The organism is Burkholderia dolosa (assembly GCF_902499135.1).
Classification (GTDB): Bacteria; Pseudomonadota; Gammaproteobacteria; order Burkholderiales; family Burkholderiaceae; genus Burkholderia; species Burkholderia dolosa.
Genome location: NZ_CABVPR010000043.1, coordinates 25,383 through 50,984, shown reverse-complemented (window position 1 = coordinate 50,984; position 25,602 = coordinate 25,383). Strand labels below are relative to the sequence as shown.

20 protein-coding genes are annotated in these 25,602 nt (G+C 66.0%); 10 read left to right on the top strand and 10 right to left on the bottom strand.

Annotation, left to right across the window (positions count from 1 at the left end; genetic code table 11):
* Positions 1–747 (bottom strand): MFS transporter (locus BUB20358_RS19130; RefSeq protein ID WP_174905100.1); only part of this gene is annotated, 747 nt, incomplete at its 3' end.
* Between the two features lie 107 nt (positions 748–854).
* Here BUB20358_RS19130 and BUB20358_RS19125 point away from each other — a divergent pair.
* A complete protein-coding gene (locus tag BUB20358_RS19125; protein WP_035973253.1) occupies positions 855–1,943 on the top strand; it encodes a LysR substrate-binding domain-containing protein in 1,089 nt (362 codons plus the stop codon).
* A 15-nt stretch (positions 1,944–1,958) separates the two neighbouring features.
* Here BUB20358_RS19125 and dapA read toward each other — a convergent pair whose 3' ends face one another.
* A complete protein-coding gene (gene dapA / locus BUB20358_RS19120; RefSeq protein WP_035971622.1) occupies positions 1,959–2,852 on the bottom strand; it encodes a 4-hydroxy-tetrahydrodipicolinate synthase in 894 nt (297 codons plus the stop codon).
* A 452-nt stretch (positions 2,853–3,304) separates the two neighbouring features.
* On the opposite strand from dapA, the gene BUB20358_RS19110 reads away from it, so the two are divergent.
* The 6 genes from BUB20358_RS19110 to BUB20358_RS19090 all read left to right on the top strand — a co-directional run bounded on the left by BUB20358_RS19110 (position 3,305) and on the right by BUB20358_RS19090 (position 8,366).
* Entirely contained in the window at positions 3,305–4,324 is a 1,020-nt protein-coding gene (locus BUB20358_RS19110; RefSeq protein WP_006763244.1) for a sulfate ABC transporter substrate-binding protein, read from the top strand.
* A gap of 159 nt (positions 4,325–4,483) precedes the next feature.
* Positions 4,484–5,467, top strand: coding sequence for an ion channel (locus BUB20358_RS19105; protein WP_045552406.1), 984 nt, complete (start codon positions 4,484–4,486; stop codon positions 5,465–5,467).
* Between the two features lie 314 nt (positions 5,468–5,781).
* Entirely contained in the window at positions 5,782–6,198 is a 417-nt protein-coding gene (locus BUB20358_RS28725) for a hypothetical protein (protein ID WP_308810677.1), read from the top strand.
* Entirely contained in the window at positions 6,185–6,526 is a 342-nt protein-coding gene (locus tag BUB20358_RS28720; RefSeq protein WP_308810678.1) for a LysM peptidoglycan-binding domain-containing protein, read from the top strand. Before BUB20358_RS28725 ends, BUB20358_RS28720 begins: the two co-directional genes overlap by 14 nt.
* Positions 6,514–6,957: a lysozyme inhibitor LprI family protein gene (locus BUB20358_RS19095; protein ID WP_035971623.1), complete on the top strand. Its 444-nt coding sequence runs from the start codon at positions 6,514–6,516 to the stop codon at positions 6,955–6,957. Before BUB20358_RS28720 ends, BUB20358_RS19095 begins: the two co-directional genes overlap by 13 nt.
* Positions 6,958–8,183: 1,226 nt before the next feature.
* Positions 8,184–8,366, top strand: coding sequence for a hypothetical protein (locus BUB20358_RS19090; RefSeq protein WP_045552407.1), 183 nt, complete (start codon positions 8,184–8,186; stop codon positions 8,364–8,366).
* 64 nt (positions 8,367–8,430) lie between these two features.
* Here the strand turns inward: BUB20358_RS19090 and BUB20358_RS19085 are convergent, their stop codons facing one another.
* Positions 8,431–8,919 carry a hypothetical protein gene (locus BUB20358_RS19085; RefSeq protein ID WP_123806812.1) on the bottom strand — a complete coding sequence of 163 codons (489 nt, stop codon included), beginning with the start codon at positions 8,917–8,919 and terminating at the stop codon, positions 8,431–8,433.
* A 1,241-nt stretch (positions 8,920–10,160) separates the two neighbouring features.
* Between BUB20358_RS19085 and BUB20358_RS19080 the strand changes: the two genes are divergently transcribed.
* Positions 10,161–13,733, top strand: coding sequence for an indolepyruvate ferredoxin oxidoreductase family protein (locus BUB20358_RS19080; protein ID WP_006763247.1), 3,573 nt, complete (start codon positions 10,161–10,163; stop codon positions 13,731–13,733).
* Between the two features lie 90 nt (positions 13,734–13,823).
* Here the strand turns inward: BUB20358_RS19080 and BUB20358_RS19075 are convergent, their stop codons facing one another.
* Positions 13,824–15,491, bottom strand: coding sequence for a Na+/H+ antiporter (locus BUB20358_RS19075; RefSeq protein WP_035971624.1), 1,668 nt, complete (start codon positions 15,489–15,491; stop codon positions 13,824–13,826).
* A gap of 303 nt (positions 15,492–15,794) precedes the next feature.
* On the opposite strand from BUB20358_RS19075, the gene BUB20358_RS19070 reads away from it, so the two are divergent.
* Positions 15,795–17,078 (top strand): sensor domain-containing phosphodiesterase, encoded by a 1,284-nt coding sequence (locus tag BUB20358_RS19070; RefSeq protein WP_035973255.1) that lies wholly within the window; start codon positions 15,795–15,797, stop codon positions 17,076–17,078.
* Positions 17,079–17,186: 108 nt separating this feature from the next.
* Complete coding sequence (locus tag BUB20358_RS19065) at positions 17,187–17,912, top strand: copper homeostasis protein CutC (protein WP_035973256.1); 726 nt, start codon at positions 17,187–17,189, stop codon at positions 17,910–17,912.
* A 144-nt stretch (positions 17,913–18,056) separates the two neighbouring features.
* Here BUB20358_RS19065 and BUB20358_RS19060 read toward each other — a convergent pair whose 3' ends face one another.
* From BUB20358_RS19060 to bioA, 6 genes are all read right to left on the bottom strand, one after another.
* On the bottom strand, positions 18,057–18,857 hold the full coding sequence (locus BUB20358_RS19060; RefSeq protein ID WP_035971625.1) for a Swt1 family HEPN domain-containing protein: 801 nt from the start codon (positions 18,855–18,857) through the stop codon (positions 18,057–18,059).
* 119 nt (positions 18,858–18,976) lie between these two features.
* On the bottom strand, positions 18,977–20,506 hold the full coding sequence (locus BUB20358_RS19055) for an ATP-dependent nuclease (protein WP_035971628.1): 1,530 nt from the start codon (positions 20,504–20,506) through the stop codon (positions 18,977–18,979).
* A gap of 537 nt (positions 20,507–21,043) precedes the next feature.
* The gene (gene bioB / locus BUB20358_RS19050) at positions 21,044–22,063 is read right to left on the bottom strand and encodes a biotin synthase BioB (RefSeq protein ID WP_006763250.1); all 1,020 of its coding nucleotides are present in this window, start codon (positions 22,061–22,063) and stop codon (positions 21,044–21,046) included.
* Positions 22,064–22,098: 35 nt separating this feature from the next.
* Positions 22,099–22,818 carry a dethiobiotin synthase gene (gene bioD / locus BUB20358_RS19045; protein ID WP_006763251.1) on the bottom strand — a complete coding sequence of 240 codons (720 nt, stop codon included), beginning with the start codon at positions 22,816–22,818 and terminating at the stop codon, positions 22,099–22,101.
* Complete coding sequence (bioF, locus tag BUB20358_RS19040) at positions 22,815–23,999, bottom strand: 8-amino-7-oxononanoate synthase (RefSeq protein WP_035971629.1); 1,185 nt, start codon at positions 23,997–23,999, stop codon at positions 22,815–22,817. Before bioF ends, bioD begins: the two co-directional genes overlap by 4 nt.
* The gene (gene bioA, locus BUB20358_RS19035; RefSeq protein ID WP_035971630.1) at positions 23,996–25,342 is read right to left on the bottom strand and encodes an adenosylmethionine--8-amino-7-oxononanoate transaminase; all 1,347 of its coding nucleotides are present in this window, start codon (positions 25,340–25,342) and stop codon (positions 23,996–23,998) included. Before bioA ends, bioF begins: the two co-directional genes overlap by 4 nt.
* Positions 25,343–25,602: the final 260 nt, after the last annotated feature.

Below are 25,602 nucleotides of genomic sequence, written 5' to 3'. Positions count from 1 at the left end.
CGAAGAAGCCGAAGAAGCCGAAGAAGCCGAAGAAGCCGAAGAAGCCGAAGAAGCCGAAGAAGCCGAAGAAGCCGAAGAAGCCGAAGCCGCAATGGCCGGCGCATCGGGCGGCTCGTGCAGCCAGCGCCACGTCAGCACCGCCGACCCCGCGCATAGCAGCATCAGCGCGCCGTACACCGCCGCGAACCCGACATGCGACGCGAGCGCGGGCAGCAGCGCGGCGCCGACGCCGCCGCCGAGCGGGACGGCGGTCTGGCGAATGCTCATCGCGAGCCCGCGTTCGCGCTCGCCGAACCAGCGCATCACCGCGCGTCCGCTCGAGCCGTTCACGCTGCCGCCGAGCAGCCCGACGCAACCCATCGCCGCGACGACGCGCGCAAGCGGCGGCACCGCATGCGCGTTCGGGACGATCGCGCACACCATCAGCGCGAGCATCGCGGCCGTCGCGACGAGGCCGGTCAGCAGCACGCGGCGATCGCCGAAGCGATCGGCGGCGATGCCCCACGGCAGCTCGGACAACGCGACGCCGAAGCCGAGCGCGCCGAGCACGAGCCCGAGCGCGCCGTTGTCGAGGCGATACGCGCTGCGCATCCAGACGGCGGTGGTCGGAATGCCGGCCGCGGCAGCCGAAAAGCTCATGTTCGCGGCGACGCCGGCCGCGAGCACGCGCCAGCGATGCGCGGCGCCGCGCGCGACGCGGGCGGCCCGAACGGGAGAACGGGACGAAGCGATGGATTGCGTATTCATGGCGACGGACCTGAACCGGAAATTGACAGTCACAGTCTCGCCGCCTACATTGATCCTGAAAATCGGAAAGTTTTTAACGAACCGTTCGACAAAACAGGATGATCGACATGTGTGCACAGAGCGTGTCCGACGACGACGCGACGTCGCCCGCCGCGGCCGATGCCGCGCTGGCCCGTCCAAATTTCGACATCGCCGCGTTGCGCAGCCTCGTTGCGGGCGTCGATCTCGGCAGCTTCGCGAAGGCGGCCGATCGCGTCGCGCGCTCGACGTCGGCGGTGAGCGCGCAGATCCGCAAGCTCGAGGAGCAGGCCGGCACGCCGCTGTTCGTGAAGTCCGGCCGCGGGTTGGCGCTGACCGATGCCGGCGACGCGATGCTGCGCTATGCGCGGCGGATCGTCGAGCTGAACGACGAGGCGGCTGCGGCCGTGCGCGGCGTGAAGCTGGACGGCTGGGTGCGGGTCGGGCTGCAGGAGGATTTCGGCGAAGCGATCCTGCCCGACGTGCTCGGGCGCTTCGCGCGCGCGCATCCGAAGGTGAGGATCGAGGCGCGCGTCGCGCGCAACGCCGATCTGCTCGAGCGGCTCGACGCGAATCAGCTCGATCTCGCGCTCGTGTGGGGCGATCCGGCGTCGGCGGCGCTCGAGTCGCGGGCGGGAATCGACAGCGAAGCGATTGCGCAGGTGCCGATGCGGTGGATCGCGGCGGTCGGCGCGCGCGCCGCGGGCTTCGGCGTGCCGGACGGCGGCGATGCGGGGCCGGGCAGCGCCGCGTCCGGATCGGCCGCGATCGCACGTCGCGCGACGAACGCACGAGCACCGGCCGCGGCGGGCGAGCCGCTGCCGCTCGTCGTGTTCGATCGGCCGTGCCGGTTTTTCAGCGCGGCGACCGACGCGCTCGATCGCGCCGGCGTGCCGTGGCGCGTCGCGTTCACGACGCCGAGTCTGGCCGGGCTGTGGGCAGCCGCGGCGGCCGGTCTCGGCCTGACGGTGCGGTCGCATTACGGGCTGCCCGCGTCAGTGCGCGCGCTCGACGCGGCGACGTGCGGGTTGCCGGAACTGCCGAGCGTGCCGCTGATACTGTTGCGGCGTGCGTCGTCCGCGACGCCGACCATCGACCGGCTCGCGCGCATCGTCACGCAGGCGGTGGCCGACGCGACGCACACGCGCGCGACCACCGCACTCGCGGCCGCCGCTTGACTGCGACGCCGGCAGCTACGCGAGCGCGGCGGCCGGCGCGTGCGCGTCGAGTTCCGCGCAGAGTTGCGCCAGCGTGGCGCACAACCCGTCGCTCGCCGGCACGAACGGCAGCCGCAGCTCGTTCTCGCACCATGCTTGCGCAGCGAGCACGGCCTTCACCGGCGCCGGGTTCGGCTCGGCGAACAGCGCGGCGACGAGCGGCTGCAGCGCGGCCGACATGCGCCGCGCGTCCGCGAGCCGCCCGTCGCGCAGCAGCGCATGGATCCGCACGTGCCATTCGGGCAGCACGTGCGCGCTGCTCGCGATCGTGCCGTGCGCGCCCGCGCACAACGCCGCGAAATTCTGGTTGTCGTCGCCGGACAGCACCGCGAGCGGCGTGTCGTGCACGAGCCGGCTCATCCGGTCGAGCGTGCCGCCGCATTCCTTGATGCCGGCGACGCGCGGGTCACGCGCGAGCGCCTGCAGCGTGTCGAGTTCGACGTTCACGCCGGTGCGATACGGAATGTTGTAGACGAGCACCGGCAGATCGGCCGCGTCGACGATCGCCTCGACGTGCCGGCGGATGCCGTCCTGCGTCGGCCGCACGTAGACGGGCGGCGTGACGAGCAGCCCGTCCGGCCGCAGCGCCGCGAGTTCGCGGGCGCGGGCGGCTGCCGCGTGCGTCGCGCTCGCAGTCAGCCCGACGACGATCGGCCGGTCGGGCACCGCGTCGCGCAGCGTCGCGAACACCGCGTCCTGTTCGCGCGCGTCGAGCAGCACGCCTTCGCCGGTCGTCGCTCCGGCGACGAACCCCGCGATGCCGGCGTCCGCGTAGCGGCGCGCGAGCCGCGCGAGCGCCGCGTGGTCGACTTCGCCGCGATGAAACGGCGTGATGATCGGCAGCCAGATACCTTCGAAACGTGTGTGCATGCAAAGCCTCATGGTGGAAACGGAGTGGGGAGGAACCGTTCCGCCGGCGCGGTGCCGGAGCGAGGCGTGCAAGCGAGGAGAAGAACAACGACCTGCGGGCATCCCGTCCGGCATTCGCCTGACGGGACGCGACATCCCCGTCAGTCGAGGAGTCGTTTTTTCAGTTTCAGCCCGGCCGCGCGCGCGCCTGCCGCGACGGCGGCGACGATCGTGGACGAACGCAGGGCAGCGGACATGGATGAACCGTGGAGTTGGGCTGAGCGGCGATCTTAACACTCGATCGCGCGCCCGCGCGAGCGGCCGCCGCGCGTTAGCAGAATTCGAGATTTGCTTTCCACCACAGATTGGAAGGGCCGCTGCGCGCGGCCGCTAGAATGCCCGCTTACGTTTGGATGACGGCGCGCGAGCGCGGTCACGCATATCGACCACCACTGGAAACGGGGCATATCACGATGGTAAGCATCAACGGAATCGGCCGCTGGCTGCACGCGGGCGCGGCGGCGGCGCTGATCGTCGCGGCGACGGCCGCGCACGCCGACACGTCGATCCTGAACGTGTCGTACGACGTGACGCGCGAGCTGTACAAGGACATCAATGCCGGCTTCGTCGCCGCGTACAAGCAGAAGACCGGCGAGACGGTGACGATCAAGCAGTCGCACGGCGCGTCGAGCGCGCAGGCGCTGTCGGTGCTGCAGGGGCTGCAGGCCGACGTCGTGACGATGAACCAGCCGAACGACATCGACCTGCTCGCGGAGCGCGGCCAGCTGCTGCCGAAGGACTGGCGCACGCGCTTTCCGGACAACAGCTCGCCGTATTCGACGACGATGGTGTTCCTCGTGCGCAAGGGCAATCCGAAGGCGATCAAGGACTGGAGCGACCTCGCGAAGCCCGGCGTGCAGGTGATCATCGCGAACCCGAAGACGTCGGGCAACGGCCGCTACGCGTATCTGGCCGCGTGGGGCTACCAGAAGCAGAAGGGCGCGACCGACCAGCAGGCGCTCGACTTCGAGAAGGCGATCTTCCGCAACGTGCCGGTGCTCGACTCCGGCGGCCGCGGCGCGACGACCACGTTCACGCAGCGCGGGATCGGCGACGTGCTCGTCACGTTCGAGAACGAAGTCGCGCTGATGGACACCGGCGCGTCGGGCGCGCAGTTCGACGCCGTGTATCCGTCGGCGAGCATCCTCGCGGAGCCGCCGGTGGCCGTGGTCGACAAGGTCGTCGACAAGAAGGGCACGCGCAAGGTCGCGCAGGCGTATCTCGACTATCTGTACACGCCGCAGGCGCAGGAGATCATCGCGCAGCATCATCTGCGTCCGCGCGACGCGAACGTGCTGAAGAAGCACGAGGCCGAATTCAAGCCGCTGAAGACCTTCAGCGTCGAGCAGATTTTCGGCAGCTGGGCGAACGCGCAGAAGACGCACTTCGCCGACGGCGGCACGTTCGATCGCGTGATCGTCGACCGCAAGTGATACGGCGAGCGGCCGTACGGTAGCGACGACGCCGGCCCGCGATGCGGCCGGCGTTTTTTTTGGCGCGGTACGCGCGCTGATGCCGGCCAGCGCTGCGCGGCGACGGCCGACGCGCACCGCGTGCTACGCTCATCGCCTTCCTGCTTCAGGTGCCGCGCGATGAACGCCGAATCGTATTCCCCCGCTTCCCGCGGCCGTGGCCGCAAGATCTGGTCGGGCACCCGGCCGGTCGTCGCTTACGGGATGCCGCCGCTCGGCTGGCGCGACCTGTATCACCGCGCGCTGACCGTGAGCTGGCCGGTGTTCTTCCTGTCGCTCGCCGTGCTGTTCCTGCTGCTGAACAGCGGCTTCGCGGCGCTCTACCTGCTCGGCCGCGCGCCGATCGCGAACCAGTCGCCGCCCGGCTTCGCCGGCGCGTTCTTCTTCAGTGTCGAGACGCTCGCGACGGTCGGCTACGGCGACATGCATCCGCAGACCGTCTATGCGCACGTCGTCTCGACGCTCGAGATCTTCGTCGGGATGTCGGGCATCGCGCTGGCCACCGGGCTCGTGTTCGCGCGGTTCTCGCGGCCGCAGGCGAAGATTCTGTTCGCGCGCTACGCGATCGTGCGGCCGCTGAACGGCCGGATGACGCTGATGGTGCGCGCCGCGAACGCGCGCCAGAACGTGATCGCCGAGGCGCAGGCGAAGCTGCGGCTGATGCGTGTCGAGGGCACGCACGAAGGCTACACGCTGCGCAAGATTCACGATTTGCCGCTCGTTCGTAGCGAGCATCCGATCTTCCTGCTCGGCTGGAACCTGATGCACGTGATCGACGAAGCGAGTCCGCTGTTCGGCGAGACGCCCGAATCGCTCGCCGCGCGCGACGCGTCGCTGCTGATCACGATCGAGGGATCGGACGAGACGACCGCGCAGATGATGCAGGCGCGCTATGCATGGCCGCACGACCGGATTCGCTGGGCGCATCGCTACGTCGATCTGATGCACGACGAGGACGGGATCACGCACATCGACTACACGCATTTTCATGAGGTGGTGCCGGTGGACGGCGATGCGGATGAGCGTGGGATGCCGGGAGGGGTGGTCGGGGAGAGAAGTGCGTCAACTGATGTGGTTTCTCAGCCGCCTGGCCGCGATAGCTAGCATCCAGGTTGCAACTGCTGACGATGCGACCTTTGGCTGGGCGCCGCAACGAGCCAGTGTCGTCCATGCTTGGCTCTCGGGCGCATGGTCGTTGACCTTTTGCGATCTTTTTTTACGCGCGTCGCCGGCTTGCAGCGTTTTCTGCCCGTAACTGTGCTGTTTGACCGTTATCCAGAAAATTGAACCGTGATCGGACTATGTGCGATGTTCATTCCGTTTCGATTTTTCTATTTAGGGTGTTGAGTGTGCGGTATGCCAGATACGAATATCTGGCGTATCTGCGTCTGCGTACTCAAATGGACGGGAAGACGAGCATGGAGACTAAAGAATCGGTGAGGAGTGGATTTGAAAAATGGCAGGATGGAATCGGCAGGGCTGTCGGAAATGCTAGCTGGGATAGCTGGGATTGCGAAATTCAGATGGCAGTAAATGAATATAATCGTCATTTATCGGGAGTTGCCGGGTACAGACCTCTGGATTGGCGTCTGGTGAAGGCAATGACATGGGTTGAAACGGGGGAAAATAGTTCTGAATGGAGAATTAAGCCATTACAAATCGGCGTGCCGGGCGACCCAGGTTTGGCATCGTTCCTTCACGGCAACGAGGGGGGCGACTTGATTCTGCCAACAACCTGGAAGGGGAAATTGACTATGGCGTCGGCGAGATCGAATCCTGTACACAATATCATGGCGGGAGTCGGCATATCTGCTTATGCGCATGACGACCTTTGAACATCGCAGCATGCCTGTAGCAGACACTATCGTTCGCGACATCATCGTCAGACCGGGCGACAGCTTTCACAAGATCGCCAACGCACATGGCAGCACTATTGAAGTGCTAAAGCGTCTGAATCCAGGGATCACAATATTGCGGCCCGGGCAAATCCTGAAATGCCGGAAAGCCTCGATCCGCCGTGTGATTACAGGGTGGCGGGCAATATACGCGGAATCGGTAGCATTGCGCTACAATTCGATGCGACAAGATAAAAATTATGCGAAGAAGTTGCATTTCGCGCTGAGTTTGATAAACCAGAGGGCAGGGCTGTCATGCGACAAATAACGATAATAGGTGTCGGTTTTGCGATACTGTTTCCACTGCTCTCGATCGCCAAATCTGTTGTAGTCGTTAAAGGCGGGAAAGATCTATACGACGAATGTGGTGCTTATTCGCAGCAAGGAATGAAAGAGTGTCTTGTGAAGAAGGTCCATGATAGTCAGGAATTTTTGAAGAAAGCGGAGGCCGATGCGTTCGTTGCCATAAAAAAGTGGGGCGAAGAAGGTAAATACATTCGCGCATCCGGCGCGGCATTGGCGATATCGAACAGGGAATTTATCAAGTACCGCACCGCCCAATGTAAGTTCTCCGCTTCCCTCAGTGGCGGTGCAGCTGGCAACGCTTACGAAATGGGGCGATTGGCCTGTGTCGCGGAGCTGAATATGACGCGCGCAGCGCAATTGCGCGACGCGGTGTCCAATTTGCCGCTGAAGTAGCGTTGAAGTGCACGTCGTATGGCGTCGACGGAGTCGACTTTGGCAACGATGTGATCATCGATCGCCGGCCAAGGGCCGACCAAATAGAGCGTTAGCGTGAAGCGTGCTCGGCGAGCGGATGTGGACAACCGGCGCCCGGGATCACTCGGAATGCTGTGCATTCGAATGGTGAGCGGGCGGATCGAAGCCGTACATGCGTGAGCTCCGCCCTTTTTCCACCGCTTCGGGCCGGATCGCGAATCCCGATTGCCGGCGTAACGCCGGCGGACCGTTCCACGGTCTCGGGTGTGGATATCCGCGCGTCGAAACGACTCGGCACGCTGTGCATTCGATCGGTGAGGATCGCGGACGCGAGCCGACTTGCGACGTCCCGTGTGGACAACCCCGGCACGAAACGACGCGAAATGCTGTGCATCCGAACGGTGAGCGTCGGCGCCAGTCGGGCGACAGGCTTGACTCAGTACGGATTCGCGGTGTGCGATGACGGGTTCGAGTGCCGGCCGCCGGCCGCCGGCCGCCGGTCACGCGATGCGCGACTGCATACGCGGCTCGGGTGCGCACCGCGATGTGGATATCCGGCCGCCGAAACGACTCGAAGCGCTGTGCTTTTCAATGGTGAGCGTCGGCGCTCGATCGACTGACGTGGCGGCTCCGGCGCCGGTTGTCGCACGCAGTCGGTGCTCAACGCGCCCGGCATTCTAACCGTTCAGGACGATGCGACGTCGCAGCACGCCGATGTTGATGTGTGGATATCCCGAGTCCGAAGCGACTCGAAGTGCTGTGCTTTTGGATGGTGAGCGTCGATGTTCGATCGGCGGCGGCGCCCGTTCGGACGCAGCGCTCGGGCGTCCAGCGTCGCTTGAAGCGCGTTGCATTCTCACGGCGTCGCGAATGCGCGACCGAATCGACGCTGGCATCGCGATGTGGACAACCGGCGCCCGAAACGACGCGAAGAACTGTGCTTTTCGACGGTGAGCGTCGGGCGGAGTCGACTTTCATGCCCGTCGCGCTGCGGAATGTCCGCAGTCCGCCTGGCTTGCGGCGCCGGGCATTCTAACCGCATGCCGCGAGAGAAATCGTGGAACGCGCGGTAGTGCGGGCCGGTTCGTTCGGCCGACTTCCATGCGGCACAACCGAGCGGTTCCCTTTGAACGCTTTCGTGCCGGTGCGCAGGAACGGCGCGTGCCGGTCGTCGAGATTCCCGCGGGCCCCGCGTCGGCATTGGCTTGACGCTGATGCTCACCGTTGAAATGCACAGCGCTTCGATTGGTGTCGCGTGCGGGATATCCACAACGCACGAGGATGCGGCAGTAATCGTGAATATGCGTCCGGCCATGGAAATCGACGGCGCGCTGTCGCACTTCAGAGATCGGATGCGGACAACGGAATCGGCGCTCGCCGCCGAATGAGCGTCGGCGCTCACCATCCAAAAGCACAGTACTTCGAGTTGAGTCGAGGCGACGATATCCACATTCATGTGTGCGCCGTCAGCTCGGTCGAATGTCGGTTTTTACCGGGCGGATGCGCCGCGCACCGACACGCATCGCCGACAAGACTCTGTTCCTGGTCGGCGTACCGACCGATCGAGCGCTCATGCTCACCATTCAAATGCACAGCGTTGCGAGTGGTGTCGGCGCGCGGATATCCACACGGGCGCAGACAGGCCGGCCGGACGCTGATCCGCTCACCATTGAAATGCACAGCGTCGCGAGTGGTGTCGGCGCCCGGATATCCACACGGGCGCAGACAGGCCAGCCGGACGCTGACCCGCTCACCATTGAAATGCACAGCGTTGCGAGTGGTGTCGCCGCCCGGATATCCACACGGGCGCAGACAGGCCGGCCGGACGCTGACCCGTTCACCATTGAAATGCACAGCGTCGCGAGTGGTGTCGAGGCTCGTATATCCGCGCGGGCGCAGATGGGCCAGCCGAACGCTGACCCGCTCACCGTTGAAATGCACAGCGTTTCGAGTTGCGTTGTGCTTGAGATGTCCACATCGGCGCGCGGACCGGCTCCGACCGAGAAGTCGGCAGCGCGACTACGGCTTCATGCGCTTCGGGTCGAACCGGTTGCACGAGCTTGGTACTGGCGGGGATCGTGCGTTCCGCTCCATCCTCGTCGTGCTCACCTTCGAAATGCACAGCACATCGAGTCGATTTGCGCGCGGGATATCCACATCGCGACGCGCGCGTCGGTTCGATCGTGCATTCACGTAGCGATCGGGATGCCGAGCACTTCGACGCCCGTCGATGACTGGCGATCCGCACCGGCACGAGCGCCGCGGCCGATTGCGCATCGACGCTCACCATTCAAAAGCACAGTGCTTCGAGTTGTTTCGGGCGGGCGATGTCCACATCCTCGGCGTGTCCAGTCCCGGCGAGCGCTCGAGCGGCGGCAAGCCGGTTCGCAAATGCGCTCGAACCGACTCGCAACCCTGTGCAGATGAAAGGTGAGTGCATGCGGCGTATCGAAGAAAGACGCGCCGTCGATGCGCCGATCGGCGATCGAAAACTCACTCTGCGCGCTGTGAATTTCAACGGTGAGCGTCGTCCGGGATCGAAACGCCGGTCGATTCCGACACGGTGGATATCCGCATCTCCACGCCACTCGAAATGCTGTGCATTCGAACGGTGAGCATGCGAGCGATCGACCGAACGAAGCGGGGTTGTGGACATCCGCCTTCGGCAGCGACTCGAAACGCTGTGGTTTTCGACGGTGAGCGGCCCTGCGTTCAACAGCGGAAACCCGCACCGCGCGGGGCTTTCGCACCGACGACCAGCAGCGCACGGACCGGAACGTGCGGCCATACCATCGCGGGTCCGCCGCCCACCCTTGCGGGGAATCGCCCGCCGCGCACCGATCAAGCCGACCAACCCAATCAAGCCGACCAACCCGATCAACCCGATCAAGCCGACCAAGCCGACCAAGCCGACCAAGCCCCCCGAGCCCCCCGAGCCCCCCGAGCCCCCCGAGCCCCCCGAGCCCCCCGAGCCCCCGAGCCACCCACGCCCGCGCGAAAACTCTCTCAATTCCCGCCAAAAACCTGCGCAGTTTTTCTCCCCCACCACCCGTTCGCGCAAGATGAGAAAAAACATTCCTGTCGCCGCGCGAAAGAATAGAGCCGTCCCGCTGCCGCCGCCGCGGACGTCGCCCGACGTCCGGCCGCGCAGCCCAGAACAGCACAATCAGGAGACGTTCCCCATGACCGCCCGCTTGCCCGTCGACGGCACGCCCGCCTTGTCCGACTATCGTCTGACCGACAACCTGACCGCGACGCGCGGCCGGATCTTCCTGACCGGCACGCAGGCGCTGGTGCGCCTGCTGCTGATGCAGCGCGCGGCCGATGCCGCGCAGGGGCTGAACACCGCCGGCTTCGTCAGCGGCTATCGCGGCTCGCCGCTCGGGATGGTCGATCAGCAGCTGTGGAAGGCGAAGAAGCTGCTCGACAGCAGCGGCGTGCGCTTTCTGCCGGCGATCAACGAAGAACTCGGCGGCACCGCGGTGCTCGGCACGCAGCGCGTCGAGGCCGATCCGGAGCGCACCGTCGACGGCGTGTACGCGATGTGGTACGGCAAGGGCCCCGGCGTCGATCGCGCGGGCGATGCGCTGAAGCACGGCAACGCGTACGGTTCGTCGCCGCACGGCGGCGTGCTGGTGGTCGCGGGCGACGATCACGGCTGCGTGTCGTCGTCGATGCCGCACCAGAGCGACTTCGCGATGATCGCGTGGCATATGCCGATCGTGAACCCGTCGAACATCGCGGACATGCTCGAATTCGGGCTGTACGGCTGGGCGCTGTCGCGCTATTCGGGCGCGTGGGTCGGCTTCAAGGCGATCTCGGAGACGGTCGAATCGGGCTCGACGGTCGACCTCGACGCGCTGCGCACGCAGTGGCCCGCGCCGGCCGGCTTTACGCCGCCGCCGGGCGGCCTGCACAACCGCTGGCCCGATTTGCCGAGCCTGACGATCGAAGCGCGCCTCGCCGCGAAGCTCGACGCGGTGCGCCATTTCGCGCGCACCAACAGCATCGACAAATGGATCGCGCCGAGCACGCACGCGAACGTCGGCATCGTGACCTGCGGCAAGGCGCACCTGGATCTCATGGAAGCGCTGCGCCGTCTCGACCTGACGGTCGCCGATCTCGATGCGGCCGGCGTGCGGATCTACAAGGTCGGGCTGTCGTATCCGCTCGAGATGACGCGCATCGAGACCTTCGTCGACGGCCTCGCCGAAGTGCTCGTGATCGAGGAGAAGGGGCCGGTCATCGAGCAGCAGATCAAGGACTACCTGTACAACCGCCCGGACGGCGCGCGCCCGCGCGTGCTCGGCAAGCACGATGCGGCCGGCGCATGCCTGCTGTCGGCGCTCGGCGAGCTGCGTCCGTCGCGGATCCTGCCGGTGTTCGCGGAATGGCTCGCGCGGCACAAGCCGGCGCTCGATCGCCGCGAGCGCGTCGTCGATCTCGTCGCGCCGCAGATCCTGTCGAACGAGGCCGACGCGGTGAAGCGCACGCCGTATTTCTGCTCGGGCTGCCCGCACAACACATCGACGAAGGTGCCGGAAGGCTCGATCGCGCAGGCCGGCATCGGTTGCCACTTCATGGCGTCGTGGATGGAGCGCGACACGACCGGGCTGATCCAGATGGGCGGCGAAGGCGTCGACTGGGCCGCGCACGCGATGTTCACGAACACGAAGCACGTGTTCCAGAATCTCGGCGACGGCACCTACTTCCACTCGGGCATTCTCGCGATCCGTCAGGCGGTCGCCGCGAAGGCGAACATTACGTACAAGATTCTGTACAACGACGCGGTCGCGATGACCGGCGGCCAGCCCGTCGACGGCAGCATCTCGGTGCCGCAGATCGCGCGGCAGGTCGAGGCCGAGGGCGTGTCGCGCTTCGTCGTCGTGTCGGACGAGCCGCAGAAGTACGACGGCCATCACGCGCTGTTCCCGAAAGGCACGACGTTCCATCACCGCAGCGAGCTCGACGCCGTGCAGCGCGAACTGCGCGAGACGCCGGGCGTGACCGTGCTCATCTACGACCAGACGTGCGCGGCGGAGAAGCGGCGTCGCCGCAAGAAGGGCGAATTCCCCGATCCGGACAAGCGCCTGTTCATCAACGATGCCGTGTGCGAAGGCTGCGGCGACTGCGGCGTGCAGTCGAACTGCCTGTCGGTCGAGCCGCTCGAAACGCCGCTCGGTCGCAAGCGCCGGATCGATCAGTCGTCGTGCAACAAGGACTACTCGTGCGTGAACGGCTTCTGCCCGAGCTTCGTGACGGTCGAAGGCGCGGCGCTGAAGAAGGCCGCGGGCGCGGCGTTCGACGAAGCGGCGCTCGCCGCGCGCGTCGACGCGCTGCCGGTTCCCGCCACGCATCTCGATGCGGCGCCGTACGACATGCTGGTGACGGGCGTCGGCGGCACCGGCGTCGTGACGGTCGGCGCGCTGATCAGCATGGCCGCGCATCTCGAAGGCAAGAGCGCGTCGGTGCTCGACTTCATGGGCTTTGCGCAGAAGGGCGGCTCGGTGCTGTCGTTCGTGCGGATCGCGTCGAGCGACCAATGGTTGAACCAGGTGCGTATCGACACGCAGCAGGCCGACGTGCTGCTCGCGTGCGACATGGTCGTCGGCGCGAGCGCCGAGGCGCTGCAGACCGTGCGCCGCGAACGCTCGCGAATCGTCGTCAACACGCACCGCATTCCGAACGCATCGTTCGTGCAGAACCCCGACGCGGATCTGCACGCCGATGCGCTGCTCGCGAAGATGCGTCACGCGGCCGGCGACGGCTACCTGTCGAGCTGCGACGCGCAGGCGCTCGCGACGAAGTTCCTCGGCGATTCGATCGGCGCGAACATCCTGATGCTCGGCTATGCGTGGCAGCTCGGGCTCGTGCCGGTATCGCTCGCCGCGATGATGCGCGCGATCGAGCTGAACAACGTCGCGGTGCCGATGAACAAGCTCGCGTTTTCGATCGGCCGGATGGCGGCCGGCGATGCGGCCGGCCTCGACGCGTTGTGGAATGCGCGTCACGCGACGACCGTGCACGCGGCGCCGCAGACGCTCGCCGAACTGGTCGCCGACCGCGAAGCGCGGCTCGACGCCTACGGCGGCGCGCGCTACGTTGAGCGGTACCGCAAGCTCGTGAACGCGGCGCGCGCGACGGGCGACGAAGCATTGACGCGCGCGGTCGCGACGACGTTCTACCGGCTGCTCGCGGTGAAGGACGAATACGAGGTCGCGCGGCTTTATGCGGACGACGCGTTCCGTGCCGCGCTCGAAGCGCAGTTCGAAGGCGTGCCGGGGCACGACTATCGCGTGAAGTTCAACCTCGCGCCGCCGACGGTCGCGAAGGCCGGGCGCGACGGCAGCGCGCCGAAGAAGCGCGTGTTCGGCCAGTGGATGTGGCCGGTGTTCCGGCTGCTCGCGCGCGTGCGCGGACTGCGCGGCACGTGGGCCGATCCGTTCGGCCGTACGGTCGAACGCAGGATGGAGCGCGCGCTCGCGGACGATTACGAGACGACGCTCACGAGCGCGTTCGCGGTAACGACGGCGGACAACGCGGCGCAGGTCGCGCAGCTTGCCGAACTGCACGCGCGCGTGCGCGGCTTCGGTCACGTGAAGATGCGCAACCTCGCCGGCGTGAAGCGCGCGGAGCGCGAGCTTGCGCTGCAGCTCGGCATCGACGCGGCGACGAGCGCGGCCGTGCAGCACGCGCTCGACGAGATGAAGGGGGCGGGAACGCTGAAGGGGATTCCGGTCGTCGTCGCGAAGTGACGCACGCGGGCGGATGCACGTGCGGCGACGCTTCGGCGTCGCCGTTTCTTTATGCGCGGCTCAGAGGTCGCACGCGCGATGCGCGCGCCGTCAGACGATCCCTTTCTTGCGCGTCGACAGCGCCGTTTCGGACAGATCGATCTCGCGGATCAGCTTCGTCAGCGTTTCGTCCGAAATCTTGCTCTCGGTGCGCAGCCGGTACAGCACCGAACGTTCCGCACGCACCGCGGCGATCCGCATCTGCAGTTCCATCGTCTCCGCCTGCTTCGCTTCCGCGCGCGGCGTCGGACCGTCGTCGGCGAGCGCGGCGAGGCGGCGGCGATACTGATCCATCACGCGGGCCGATACGTCCGCGCAGCGCGCGGCACCCGATTCGTCGAGCTCGGCGGAGATCGCGTCGTGCGATGCGTCGATCGCGCGGATCGCGGCCTGCGCGGCCGCCGCACGCGCCGCGCGTTCTTCGGCGGCGAGCGGATTGCGCGTCGAGCGCACGCCGCGCAGCAGCGCCGGCAGCCCGATCACCGCGATGAACAGCGAGCCGAGGATCACCGCCGACGCGATGAAGATCGCCGTGTCGCGGCCAGGCAGCGGCGTGCCGTCGCCGAGCGCGACCGGAATCGACAGCACGCCCGCGAGCGTGACCGCGCCGCGCACGCCGCCGACCGTCATCACCGCGATCGTGCGCACGCCGGCCATCGTGCCCGCGAGCCCGTGCCGCGCCGCGCGGCGGCTCGCGAACCAGCGCAGCAGCCACACCCACAGGAAGCGGATCGCGTACAGCGCGACCATCATCGCGCACGCGTTGAAGATCATCCGGCCGACGAGCGCGTCGCTCGTGTGATGCGCGTCGACGAGCGCGCGGCCGATGATCTGCGGCATCTGCAGCCCGAGCATGATGAACACCATGCCGTTGAACACGAACTCGATCATCGCCCACGTGCTTTCCGCGCGCACGCGCGACGCGACCGTGCTTTTGCGCGCGAAGCTCGTGTAATTCATCATCATCCCGGCCGCGACGGCCGCGAGCACGCCCGACAGATCGAGATGCTCGGCGAACAGATACGCGGCGAACGGCACGAGCAGCGTCATCACGATGCCGGGCGCCGGATCGCCTTCCTGCTCGGCGTTCAGAAAGCGCGTCGACAGCGCGCTGAACAGCCACGCGACCGCCGCGCCCGTCGCGAGCCCGCCGGCCGCGACGATCACGAACGTGATCGACGCGTCGCGCAGCGAGAACACGCCCGTCAGCGCGGCCGCGACCGCGAACTTCAGCGCGACGAGGCCCGATGCGTCGTTCATCAGCGCTTCGCCTTCGAGGATGTGCATCAGCTGCGGCGGAATCCGTCCCTTGCCGGCGATGCCGGACAGCGCGACCGCGTCGGTCGGCGACAGCACGGCCGCGAGCGCGAACGCGACCGGCAGCGGCAACCCGGGAATCAGCCAATGCGCGAAATAGCCGACCGCGAGTACCGTCATGAACACGAGACCGAACGCGAGCATCAGGATCGCGCGGCGCTGCAGATACAGCTCGCGTTTCGGAATCCGCCAGCCGTCCGCGAACAGCAGCGGCGGGATGAACAGCAGCATGAAGATTTCGGGATCGAACGTGACGTGCAGGTTCAGCTGCGGCCACGCGAGCACCGCGCCGAACGCGATCTGCATCAGCGGCAGCGGCAGCCGCCACGGCAGCACGCGCGTGACGGCGCCGGACAGGGCGACGGCGAGCAGCAGGATCAGGACTGTGAAGACGATTTCCATCGATACGGCGAATGCGGGGGAATGCGGGGAACGAAACGACCGTACGGAGTGTAGCGTGACCGCGCGGCCGATGCGCTCGCGTGTGCCGGTGCGCTCGCACGAAAACGGTGCATCGCCGATGCGCCGCAATGGTGCCGCGCGACGGCGCGCGTGCGTGTGCGGTGCGTGTGCACCTTGCACGGAGCTTGCTTGATCGTTGTCCGCCATCCGGCCAAGCCGGACAACCGAGGGTCTTACCATGACATTGCGCACGCCGCCCGTTTCGTCAGCCGCCGCGCTCGAGTGCATCACGAGGAGGAACGCATGACGATCGTGCAACAGGAGCGTCCGGCCGCCGCGTCGCCGTACCGTTTCGAGCGGGAGATGAGCTCCGGACTCGAACGGCTCGCGACGCAGCACCGCGACCTGACGCTCACGACCGTATTCCAGCCGATATTCAGCTTGTCGCACCAGCGTGCGGTCGGCTTCGAAGCGCTGCTTCGCGCGCATGACGCGCTCGACCGGCCGGTGTCGCCGCTCGACGTGTTCGGCGACGCCGCGCGCCACGGCGAGCTGCTGCAGCTCGACCGGCTCGCGCAGGCGCTGCATCTCGAGAACTTCGCGCTGCTCGGCGCGGAGCGCGAATGGCTGTTTCTGAACGTGCATCCCGGCGTGCTCACCGATCCGTTCCAGGCCGCCGCGCTGCTCGCGAACCTGAAACGGGTCGGCATGCCGCCGCGCCGCGTCGTGCTCGAAGTGCTCGAACAGCGCGCGGACGACGTCGAACGGCTCGCCGATGCCGTGCGCGAATTCCGCGCGCAGGGCTTCCTGATCGCGCTCGACGATTTCGGCGCAGGGCATTCGAACATCGAGCGGATCTGGCAGCTGAATCCGGACATCGTGAAGCTCGACCGGATCATGCTGTCGCATGCCGCGCATCGCACCGGGCTGACCGCGATCCTGCACGGCCTCGTCACGCTGCTGCACGAGGCCGGCAAGCTCGTGCTCGTCGAGGGGATCGAGACCGAGCACGAAGCGCAGATCGCGCTGTCGTGCGAAGCCGATTTCGTGCAGGGCTACTACTTCGGCCGGCCGGCGCCCGGCTTGCCGGACAGCGCGGCCGCGACCGGCTGCATCGACGAGCTGACCGAGCGCTTCCGGCAACAGACCGAAGCGCGCGAGCGGCGCGACGCGCAGCGGCTCGCGCCGTACGTGCGCGCGTTCGAGCGCGCGGCGGAGCGCCTTGCGGCCGGCGAGCCGCTCGACGAGGTGTGCTGGAACTTCCTCGCGCTCGATGCGGCCGCGCGCTGCTTCCTGCTCGACGCGCACGGACGGCAGGCCGGCCGCAACGTCGTGCTGCGCGCCGATCGCGCGCTGAGCGAGGCGCGCTTCTCGCCGCTCGCGGACGCGCAGGGCGCGAACTGGCTGCGCCGGCCGTATTTCCGCACGGCGATCGCCGAGCCGGGGCGCGTGCAGGTCACGCGTCCGTACCTGTCGATCAACGAGGCGCAGCCGTGCGTGACGCTGTCGGTCGCGGTGCGCGTCGGCGATACGCAGCGTGTGCTGTGCGGCGATATCGACTGGAGCGACGCGGCGGAGGTCGTGTAGCGCGGGCCGTGTGCCGGCGCGGCGCTCGCTGCCGCGTCGGTGCCGCGCTGGTGTCGATTGCGTCGCTCGGCTAGGATGCGAATCGTCCTGACGATTCGCGAGCCGCCGATGAACCGAACCGCCGCATCCTCCGTCCTCCTCGAAGTGATCGCCACGACCGTCGGCGATGCAAAGGCCGCCGCCCGCGCGGGCGCCGACCGCCTCGAACTCGTGACCGCGATCGGCGAAGGCGGGCTGACGCCGAGCGTCGGCCTGATCGAGGCCGTCGTGGCCGCGGTGCCGATTCCCGTCAACGTGATCGTGCGTCCGCACAGCCGCTCGTTCGTCTACGACGCCGACGATCTGCGCGTGATCGAGCGCGACGTGCGCGCAGCGGTCGCGGCGGGTGCGAACGGCGTCGTGTTCGGCGCGCTGAATGCGCGCGGCGAGATCGACGCCGACGCGCTCGCGCGCGTTGCTGCCGCGGCCGACGGGCGCGATCTGACGTTCCATCGCGCGTTCGACGTGTCGCGCGACCTCAATGCGGCATTCGACGCGCTGCTGCGCGTGCCGGCCGTCACGTCGGTGCTGACGTCGGGCGGCCGTCCGTCGGTGCTCGACGCGGTGACGACGATCGCGCGGATGGTGCGGCAGGCTGCGGGCTCGACGTGCACGGTGCTGGCCGGCTCGGGGCTGACCGTCGACGCGGTCGGCGATTTCGTGCGGGCCACCGGCGTGCGCGCGGTGCATTTCGGCTCGGGCGTGCGGCCGCGCGGCGAGGTGCTGGCGCCGGTGGACGAAGTGCTGGTGGCGAAGGTGCGCGCGACGATCGATGGGGCGGCGGCGAGGGTGTGAGGGGGCTGCGGTCAGTGCTGGTGGGGCAGCAACGGCACGTGCTGCGCGCGATGCGGTGTGGACGGTTCTATGAAAAAGGCCCTTCGGGGATTGCCGGGGAGCGTAGCGCGACCGTCGGCATTCGGCCACAATCCGCCGCTCACATTACTTCTCGACCGGCAAGACGGTGTATCGAAAGGACACAATGTCGTCGTAACCGTTGAGCGCCGTATAAGGTTTGTCAGTGCGAATTCTTATGCTGAAATCACAGAACTTTCCGATGTGCTCTTCAGTTAGCGTGATCGTCTTGTGATTTTCCTTCTGCCAATCTTCCGGCTTGCCACTGCGTGCAATCGAGTACTCAAGCTGCCCGCCGTTAGGATCGGTTGAAGTGACGTAGAACTCGATGGTGTCACCTACACGCAGTATCTGCTCTGCAATCACCATGTTGCCGCCGTGGGGACAGGGATAACTATTTCCCAGATTGTCCTTGATCGCTTCGATAACCGCAAAATAACTATCCACGTTTTCCCCTTTTCCACGGTACTGCATGATTTGAATTCTCAATTCGCCAGAAATGCCCGCAATCAGGCATTTCTGGTGATTCGTAAGTTCCCGTCTGTGTGCATTGGGATCGCGTAGCTTCTCCATTTGCCCCAGAAAAATCTCTATTGTTTTAAGATCGCCAAATACATCGCTAAATCCATCGCTCCAGTGTTTTCTTATGATTGTATTAATGTCGTAAAAATCGGAATAGTAGAGCAATCGACCGTCAAGCGCCTTGCCAGGGAGCCTTTTTTTCTCAGTCTCCAGCCGTTCCCTCCACCGCTCAACTCTCTCTGGACTCACTTTCAGGTTGTTGAGCCACTGAGGGCCGAATTTATTCTTGAGAACGATCTGAATAACATCGCGCATCGAATTTTCAAGCAGCTTAAGCTCTGTCTCCGCGTCGATTTCAATTGCCATATGCTCTCCGTGATTGCATGACTGACGTTATGGTCGCCACCTCTGGGTGGCGGCTTCGACTTCGGCATCAGCCACTTGCGACTGGCGAGTTCCCCGCCGGTCTTGCCTTTCCATCTCTTCTATTGCTGCTGCCTCATCGCTGCTGCAAGGTGAGGTCCGACAAGTTGCAGCACCGTCGCCCTGTTATTGTCCCAGTACCATTGCGCGAACAGGCGAATCAAGGCTTTGCGAACGTCGGCCTCAGAGTCATTCGGTAATCCGCCAGCGATCCGGGCAACGACGTTGCGGAAGGCTGTCTTACACCTATTGCGTTGGTCGCTGCCTGCGGCGACTGGGATATCACCGATGTCGGCATTGCTGTAGTTAAGGTGAACGTTACGGAAATGCTGCTGAATCGATCTGAGTGCTGTTTGTCGGTGATTTCTCAGAAAATCGACAAAAGCTACCTCGGGCGTCCATGGCAGATAGTCGATGGTTTGTTCGTGTCGCTGAAATTCAGCAAGAGCGGCGTGATTGTGTTCCGCTTCCCAATTCGCGATGGTCTCTGCCTTGACGTCTCGGTCAAGAAGCGCCACCGAGGTACACGATATGGGAAGCAAGGCTCGGCTTCGATCAAGAAACCGGACGACGCTCATGAAAGGACCGATTGGAATCACGTGTACCGTGGGAAAAAGAGGCTCGTCATCCCTGAACCTATGGCTGATTGCAAGTTGAGTCAGTGCTTCCGTCGCATACAAGGCTGCCTCGTCTTCAACGTATATAACGAGGTCGGGGCCACGTTCTTCATCGTACGCGATATTGCCCAGAGCATACGTGGGGAAACATCCTTTTACCGTCGAAACGTTGCCATTGTCAGCCTCTAGAAAAATGATCCTTTCGCGAGGCACTCGCTTCAACAGGCTGACAGAATGCGTCGAAAAAATGATTGTCAACTGCTTGTCCTGCGCGATCGTCTGCAGGTACCGCAAAAGGCCAATCTGTGCTCGCGGATGAAGAGCAAGCTCCAGTTCATCTATCAGAATCAGAGAGTTGTTGGCGCAAGTCAGCAAACTGCGGATTAGCTTCACAACGCAAAGCTCGCCAAGACTGAGATTGCGCTCAGATATGTACTTCGCTTGAGGGGGGGCCTTGGTCTGCAGCACAAACGCAGGGTTACCGCCACCGGGCGTTAAGTTAATGACCTTGAGTGCCTCAAATTTGTTGGTCTCAAGTATTTCGTTCGCAGCATCACGTAGAGCCTGTGGGGCCGGCCTTATGCGAGCAGGTCGAAAATCCTCAGGTCGAGGAGTGATGCGGTCAGCCGTTGCGCCAACATAGATAACGGTCGGATATCCAAAATTTTGCAGCAGGCGGGTAGCAGACCTTGGGCGAGGCACCCATCGTTCACCAGCGTAAGCATAGGTGACGCGACGGCCGTTTACCGTATAGACGATCTCTGCCCCGTCGAAGTTGTCGAGTGCATCGGAAATTTGTGACGGCCGAAAATGCTGCGCAAAAGCGTTGGGGTGACCGATCCTTCGCAAGCACGCTAGGACCGATGTTTTCCCTGCACCGTTCGAGCCGGACAGCAAGTGGACGCCGTGCGGGGGTACTTCGAAGGAGAGCGTGCGAATGTGTTTTAGGTTATTGATCTCTATTGTATTTGGCATTTTTATAGCGCTTATGAAGCGTCACCGTAAGTTATACGTAATACAGCATTAAGATCGTTGCGCCAAGGACTGTACTACGAGCGGCACAGATTTGCGTCTGGCCGCTCTGATACGTCGTTTTTTTGCGTGCAGGCGGTTTGGCTACCATGTGTTTCATTGCCGGTCGCGAAACGAGCCGCAGTTCAGCGGGCTGATGGATCATGCGATGCAGCCCACATCACGAACAGAAACCGTAATTCAACCCCCAACGCCTTCGCTTGCCATATGCCTCGTAGGTCACGCCTCCTAAATCGAGGTGTCCGTCCGAATAAGCGGTACGGGGATGTCTGCCAATCATACGGCGATACTCGAACAGCCACATTGACCCACCGCTGTTTCGGAGGCGCCGACTTGTATGACCGGACCACTCGGATAGTCGCCCTTGGATGCGTCACTCCATGACCGACCGCTCCGGTTCGACAAGGGCCATCCACAGAAATCCCCAAAGAACAAAAAAGCCGGGACCCACCCCGGCTTTCCATCACACCCCGCGTAGCATCACACCCCTTCCGCGAGCGCATCCGGCTGACTCGCGCGGATCCCGAGACGCTCGAACAGCTGCCGGTCCTTCTGCGTCTGCGGGTTGCTCGTCGTCAGCAACTGGTCGCCGTAGAACATCGAGTTCGCGCCCGCGAGGAAGCACAGCGCCTGCATCGCGTCGTCGAGCTGCTCGCGCCCGGCCGACAGACGCACGACGGCCTTCGGCATCGTGATGCGCGCGACCGCGATCGTGCGCACGAACTCGAACGGGTCGAGCGGCGCGGTGCCGGCGAGCGGTGTGCCTTCGATCGCGACGAGATTGTTGATCGGCACCGATTCCGGATACGGATTCAGGTTCGCGAGCTGCGAAATCAGCCCCGCGCGCTCGCGGCGCGACTCGCCCATTCCGATGATGCCGCCGCAGCACACGTTGATCCCCGCGTCGCGCACGCGGTCGAGCGTGTCGAGGCGATCCTGGTACGTGCGCGTCGAGATCACCTGTCCGTAGAACTCGGGCGACGTGTCGAGGTTGTGGTTGTAGTAGTCGAGGCCCGCTTCGGCGAGCTGCTGCGCCTGCTCGTCCTCGAGCATGCCGAGCGTCATGCAGGTTTCGAGGCCGAGCGCCTTCACGCCGCGCACCATCTCGGTCAGCGCCGGCATGTGACGCTCCTTCGGGTTGCGCCACGCGGCGCCCATGCAGAAGCGGCTCGCGCCGTTCGCCTTCGCCGCGCGTGCGGCGTCGAGCACCGCGTCGACGTCCATCAGCTTCTCCGCCTTCAGGCCCGTGTCGTGATGGGCCGATTGCGAGCAGTAGCCGCAGTCTTCCTCGCAGCCGCCGGTCTTGATCGACAGCAGCGTCGACAGCTGCACCGCATTCGCGTCGAAGTGCTCGCGATGCACCTGCTGCGCGCGGAAGATCAGATCGTTGAACGGGAGTTCGAACAGCGCGACGACGTCGGCGACGCGCCAGCGCTGCGGAGCCGGCGCGGCCACGGCGATCGCGTCGGGCTGCACGGCGGCGGTCTGGGCTTGAGTCATGGTGGTTTTCCTGTCGTGAATGCGGGAAGGAGGCGTCAACGCTGCGCGGCGCGCAGCGTGTCGACGAGCGCGGCGATGTCGAGCATCGACGCGGCGGATTCGGGTTCGGCCGGGTTCATGTGCGCAATGCGGCCGACGAGCGGCGCACGATGCTCGCGTGCGAGCCAGTCGCGGATCGTCGCGACGTTCTCGTCCGCGAACGACATCGCCGGATCGACGTGGTTCGCGACCCAGCCCGCCAGCGTGAGGCCGCGTGCGGCGATCGCGTCGGCGGTCAGTAGCGCGTGGCTGATGCAGCCGAGCCGCACGCCGACGACGAGCACGACCGGCAGGCCGAGCGCGACGGCCAGATCGGCGGTGTCCTGCGCGTCGTTCAGCGGCACGCGAAAGCCGCCGACGCCTTCGACGACGACGACGTCCGCGCGCGTCATCGCTTCGCGATGGCACGCGACGATCGTGTCGATGTCGAGCGTCACGCCTTCGTGCGCGGCGACGATGTGCGGCGCAGCCGGCGCCTTCAGCAGGAACGGCGTGCGCAGCGCGGGCGGCAGCACGACGTTCGCGGCCGCGTCGAGCTGATCGGCATCCTCGTTGCGCCATACGCCATCGCGCTCGTATGCGCCGGCCGCGACCGGCTTGAGTGCTGCGGCGCGCAGCCCGTGCCGCGCGAAGCCGTGCAGCATCGCGGCCGACACGAACGTCTTGCCGATCTCGGTATCGGTGCCGGTCACGAAAAGCGAAAGCGGTGCGTTCATGCTGCACCCTCGCTGGCTTCGATCAGCGCGGCCTCGAGCCGCGCGAGATCGTCGAACGAATGCGCGGCCGACAACGAGATGCGCAGCCGCGACGTGCCGGCCGGCACCGTCGGCGGCCGGATCGCGGGCACCCACAGGCCGTGCGCATCCAGCGCGCGCATCGCAGCGAGCGTCGCATCGTTGCTGCCGATCACGAGCGGCTGCACGGCCGTGTGCGAATCGACCGGCTGCCAGCGCGTCGCGCGCAGCAGCGCGCGCGTGCGCTCGATCAGCGCGGCCAGATGCGCGCGGCGCGCGTCGCCTTCGTCGCCGGCGATGATCGTCAGGCTCGCCGACACCGCGTGCGCGACGGCCGGCGGCGCGGCCGTCGTGAAGATGTAGCTGCGCGCGCGCTGGATCAGCCATTCGATCACCGTCTCGTGCGCGACGACGAATGCGCCCGCGACGCCGGCCGCCTTGCCGAGCGTGCCGACGTACACGATGTGCGGCGAGCGCAGCGCGGCGGCCGCGAGCGAGCCGCGGCCCTGCGGGCCGAGCACGCCGAAGCCGTGCGCGTCGTCGACGACGAGCCACGCGCCGTGGCGCTCGGCGAGCGCGACGAGTTCGGCGAGCGGTGCGACGTCGCCGTCCATGCTGAACACGGTGTCGGTGACGATCAGCTTGGTGTCGGCGTCGGACGCTTCGAGCAGCGCGGCGAGCGCGGCCGTGTCCGCGTGCGGATAGACGTGCACGTGCGCGCGCGACAGCCGCGCGCCGTCGATCAGCGACGCGTGGTTCAGCGCGTCGGAGAAGATCGCCGCTTGCTTGCCGGTCAGCGCGGTCAGCGCCGCGAGGTTCGCCATGTAGCCGGTGCTGAAGTACAGCGCGCGCGGCGCGTCGCAGAAGCCGCCCGCGAAGCCGGCGAGCTCGTCCTCGAGCTTCGCGTGCGCGCGCGAATGGCCGCCGAGCAGGTGCGAGCCGCCGCTGCCCGATCCGTAGCGCTGCGCGCCTTCGCCGAACGCGGCGACGAGCGCCGGGTGCGCGGCGAGGCCGAGATAGTCGTTGCTCGCGAAGCCGACGATTTTGCGGCCGTCGACGCTCATGTGCGCATCGCACGCGGTATCGGCGATGCGGCGTACGCGGCGCAGCCCTTGCGCATCGAGATCGGCGAGCCCGCGCTGCAGCGTGTCGAGCAGGTTCATCGGCCGATCTCCTCGAGCGTCGCGTCGAGCGTGTCGCGCGTGCGCTGCGCGAGCCATGCGATGTCGTCGTCGGTCATCACGTACGGCGGCATCAAATAGACGGTCGTGCCGATCGGGCGCAGCAGCAGCTCGCGTTCGAGTGCGCGCTCGAAGAAGCGCCGCGAGAAGCCGCGTGCGGCGTCGCCGTCGAGCGCGACGTCGAACGCGAACAGCGTGCCGCGTTCGCGCAGATGGCGCACCTGCGGATGCGTGTCGAGCGGCGCGAGCGCGGCGCGCAGCGCGGCCGACTTGCGTGCATTGCGCGCGAGCACGTCGTCGCGCGCGAACAGATCGAGCGTCGCGAGCGCCGCGCGGCACGCGAGCGGATTGCCGGTGTACGAATGCGAATGCAGGAAGCCGCGCGTCGTGTCGTCGTCGTAGAACGCCGCGTAGACGTCGTCGCGCGTGAGCACCAGCGACAGCGGCAGATAGCCGCCGCTGATGCCTTTGGACAGGCACAGGAAGTCGGGCCATACGCCGGCCTGCTCGCACGCGAAGAACGTGCCGGTGCGGCCGCAGCCGACCGCGATCTCGTCGGCGATCAGATGCACGCCGAATTCGTCGCACAGCGCGCGTAGCCCGCGCACGTAGGACGGATCGTGCATCGCCATGCCGGCCGCGCATTGCACGAGCGGCTCGACGATCAGCGCGGCGATCCGGTCCGCGCGTTCGGCGAACAGCTTGCGCACGTCGGCGAGCGCGCGGCCCGCGACGTCGGCGGCGGTCTCGCCCGGCTGCGCGCCGCGCGCATCGGGCGACGCGACGACGTGCGCGTGGCGGATCAGCGGGTCGTACGCGTCCTTGAATAGCGCGACGTCGGTCACGCCGAGCGCGCCGATCGTCTCGCCGTGATAGCCGTTCGCGACGCAGACGAATTCGCGCTTGTCCGCGCGGCCGCGGTTGCGCCACGCGTGGAAGCTCATCTTCAGCGCGATCTCGACTGCGGACGCGCCGTCGGACGCGAAGAACGCATGGCCCAGCGTATGCGCGGTGAGCGCATGCAGCCGCTCCGCGAGTTCGATCGCCGGTTCGTGCGTGCAGCCGGCGAGCATCGCGTGTTCGAGCGTGTCGAGCTGCTGCTTCAGCGCCGCGTTGATGTCGGGGTTCGCATGGCCGAACAGGTTGACCCACCACGAGCTGATCGCGTCGAAGTAGCGGCGGCCGTCGCGGTCGTACAGCCATACGCCCGCGCCGCGCGCGACGGGAACGAGCGGCAGCCGCTCGTGGTGCTTCATCTGGGTGCAGGGATGCCAGACCGCGCGCAGGCTGCGCGCGACCCAGTCGTCGGGGGTTCGCGTACTCAAGGCAACTCCGGGTGGCGCGGCATCGCTCGGGATCCGCGCGGCGACACAAAAACGCGCTGAGATTAGCGTGTTCCGCCGCGCGTTGCACTACCGGTTACAAACGGCGCAAAGCCTTGCTGGGCGGGAGTTCGGCGTAGTTCGGAGCAGCTTCGGACGGTACGGTTCAGATGTGCCGAAATGCGCGCAGATGACGACGTCCGAGTGCGCCCGCCCGACAGAAAAAATCGTGCGGCGCGGGCGGCGCGCGATGGCGAAAATTG

Coding starts and splice junctions, on each gene's coding strand:
- BUB20358_RS19125 (WP_035973253.1), top strand. CDS start 855: ATGTGTGCACAGAGCGTGTCCGACGACGACGCGACGTCGCCCGCCGCG.
- dapA (WP_035971622.1), bottom strand. CDS start 2,852: ATGCACACACGTTTCGAAGGTATCTGGCTGCCGATCATCACGCCGTTT.
- BUB20358_RS19110 (WP_006763244.1), top strand. CDS start 3,305: ATGGTAAGCATCAACGGAATCGGCCGCTGGCTGCACGCGGGCGCGGCG.
- BUB20358_RS19105 (WP_045552406.1), top strand. CDS start 4,484: ATGAACGCCGAATCGTATTCCCCCGCTTCCCGCGGCCGTGGCCGCAAG.
- BUB20358_RS28725 (WP_308810677.1), top strand. CDS start 5,782: ATGGAGACTAAAGAATCGGTGAGGAGTGGATTTGAAAAATGGCAGGAT.
- BUB20358_RS28720 (WP_308810678.1), top strand. CDS start 6,185: ATGACGACCTTTGAACATCGCAGCATGCCTGTAGCAGACACTATCGTT.
- BUB20358_RS19095 (WP_035971623.1), top strand. CDS start 6,514: ATGCGACAAATAACGATAATAGGTGTCGGTTTTGCGATACTGTTTCCA.
- BUB20358_RS19080 (WP_006763247.1), top strand. CDS start 10,161: ATGACCGCCCGCTTGCCCGTCGACGGCACGCCCGCCTTGTCCGACTAT.
- BUB20358_RS19075 (WP_035971624.1), bottom strand. CDS start 15,491: ATGGAAATCGTCTTCACAGTCCTGATCCTGCTGCTCGCCGTCGCCCTG.
- BUB20358_RS19070 (WP_035973255.1), top strand. CDS start 15,795: ATGACGATCGTGCAACAGGAGCGTCCGGCCGCCGCGTCGCCGTACCGT.
- BUB20358_RS19065 (WP_035973256.1), top strand. CDS start 17,187: ATGAACCGAACCGCCGCATCCTCCGTCCTCCTCGAAGTGATCGCCACG.
- BUB20358_RS19060 (WP_035971625.1), bottom strand. CDS start 18,857: ATGGCAATTGAAATCGACGCGGAGACAGAGCTTAAGCTGCTTGAAAAT.
- BUB20358_RS19055 (WP_035971628.1), bottom strand. CDS start 20,506: ATGCCAAATACAATAGAGATCAATAACCTAAAACACATTCGCACGCTC.
- bioB (WP_006763250.1), bottom strand. CDS start 22,063: ATGACTCAAGCCCAGACCGCCGCCGTGCAGCCCGACGCGATCGCCGTG.
- bioD (WP_006763251.1), bottom strand. CDS start 22,818: ATGAACGCACCGCTTTCGCTTTTCGTGACCGGCACCGATACCGAGATC.
- bioF (WP_035971629.1), bottom strand. CDS start 23,999: ATGAACCTGCTCGACACGCTGCAGCGCGGGCTCGCCGATCTCGATGCG.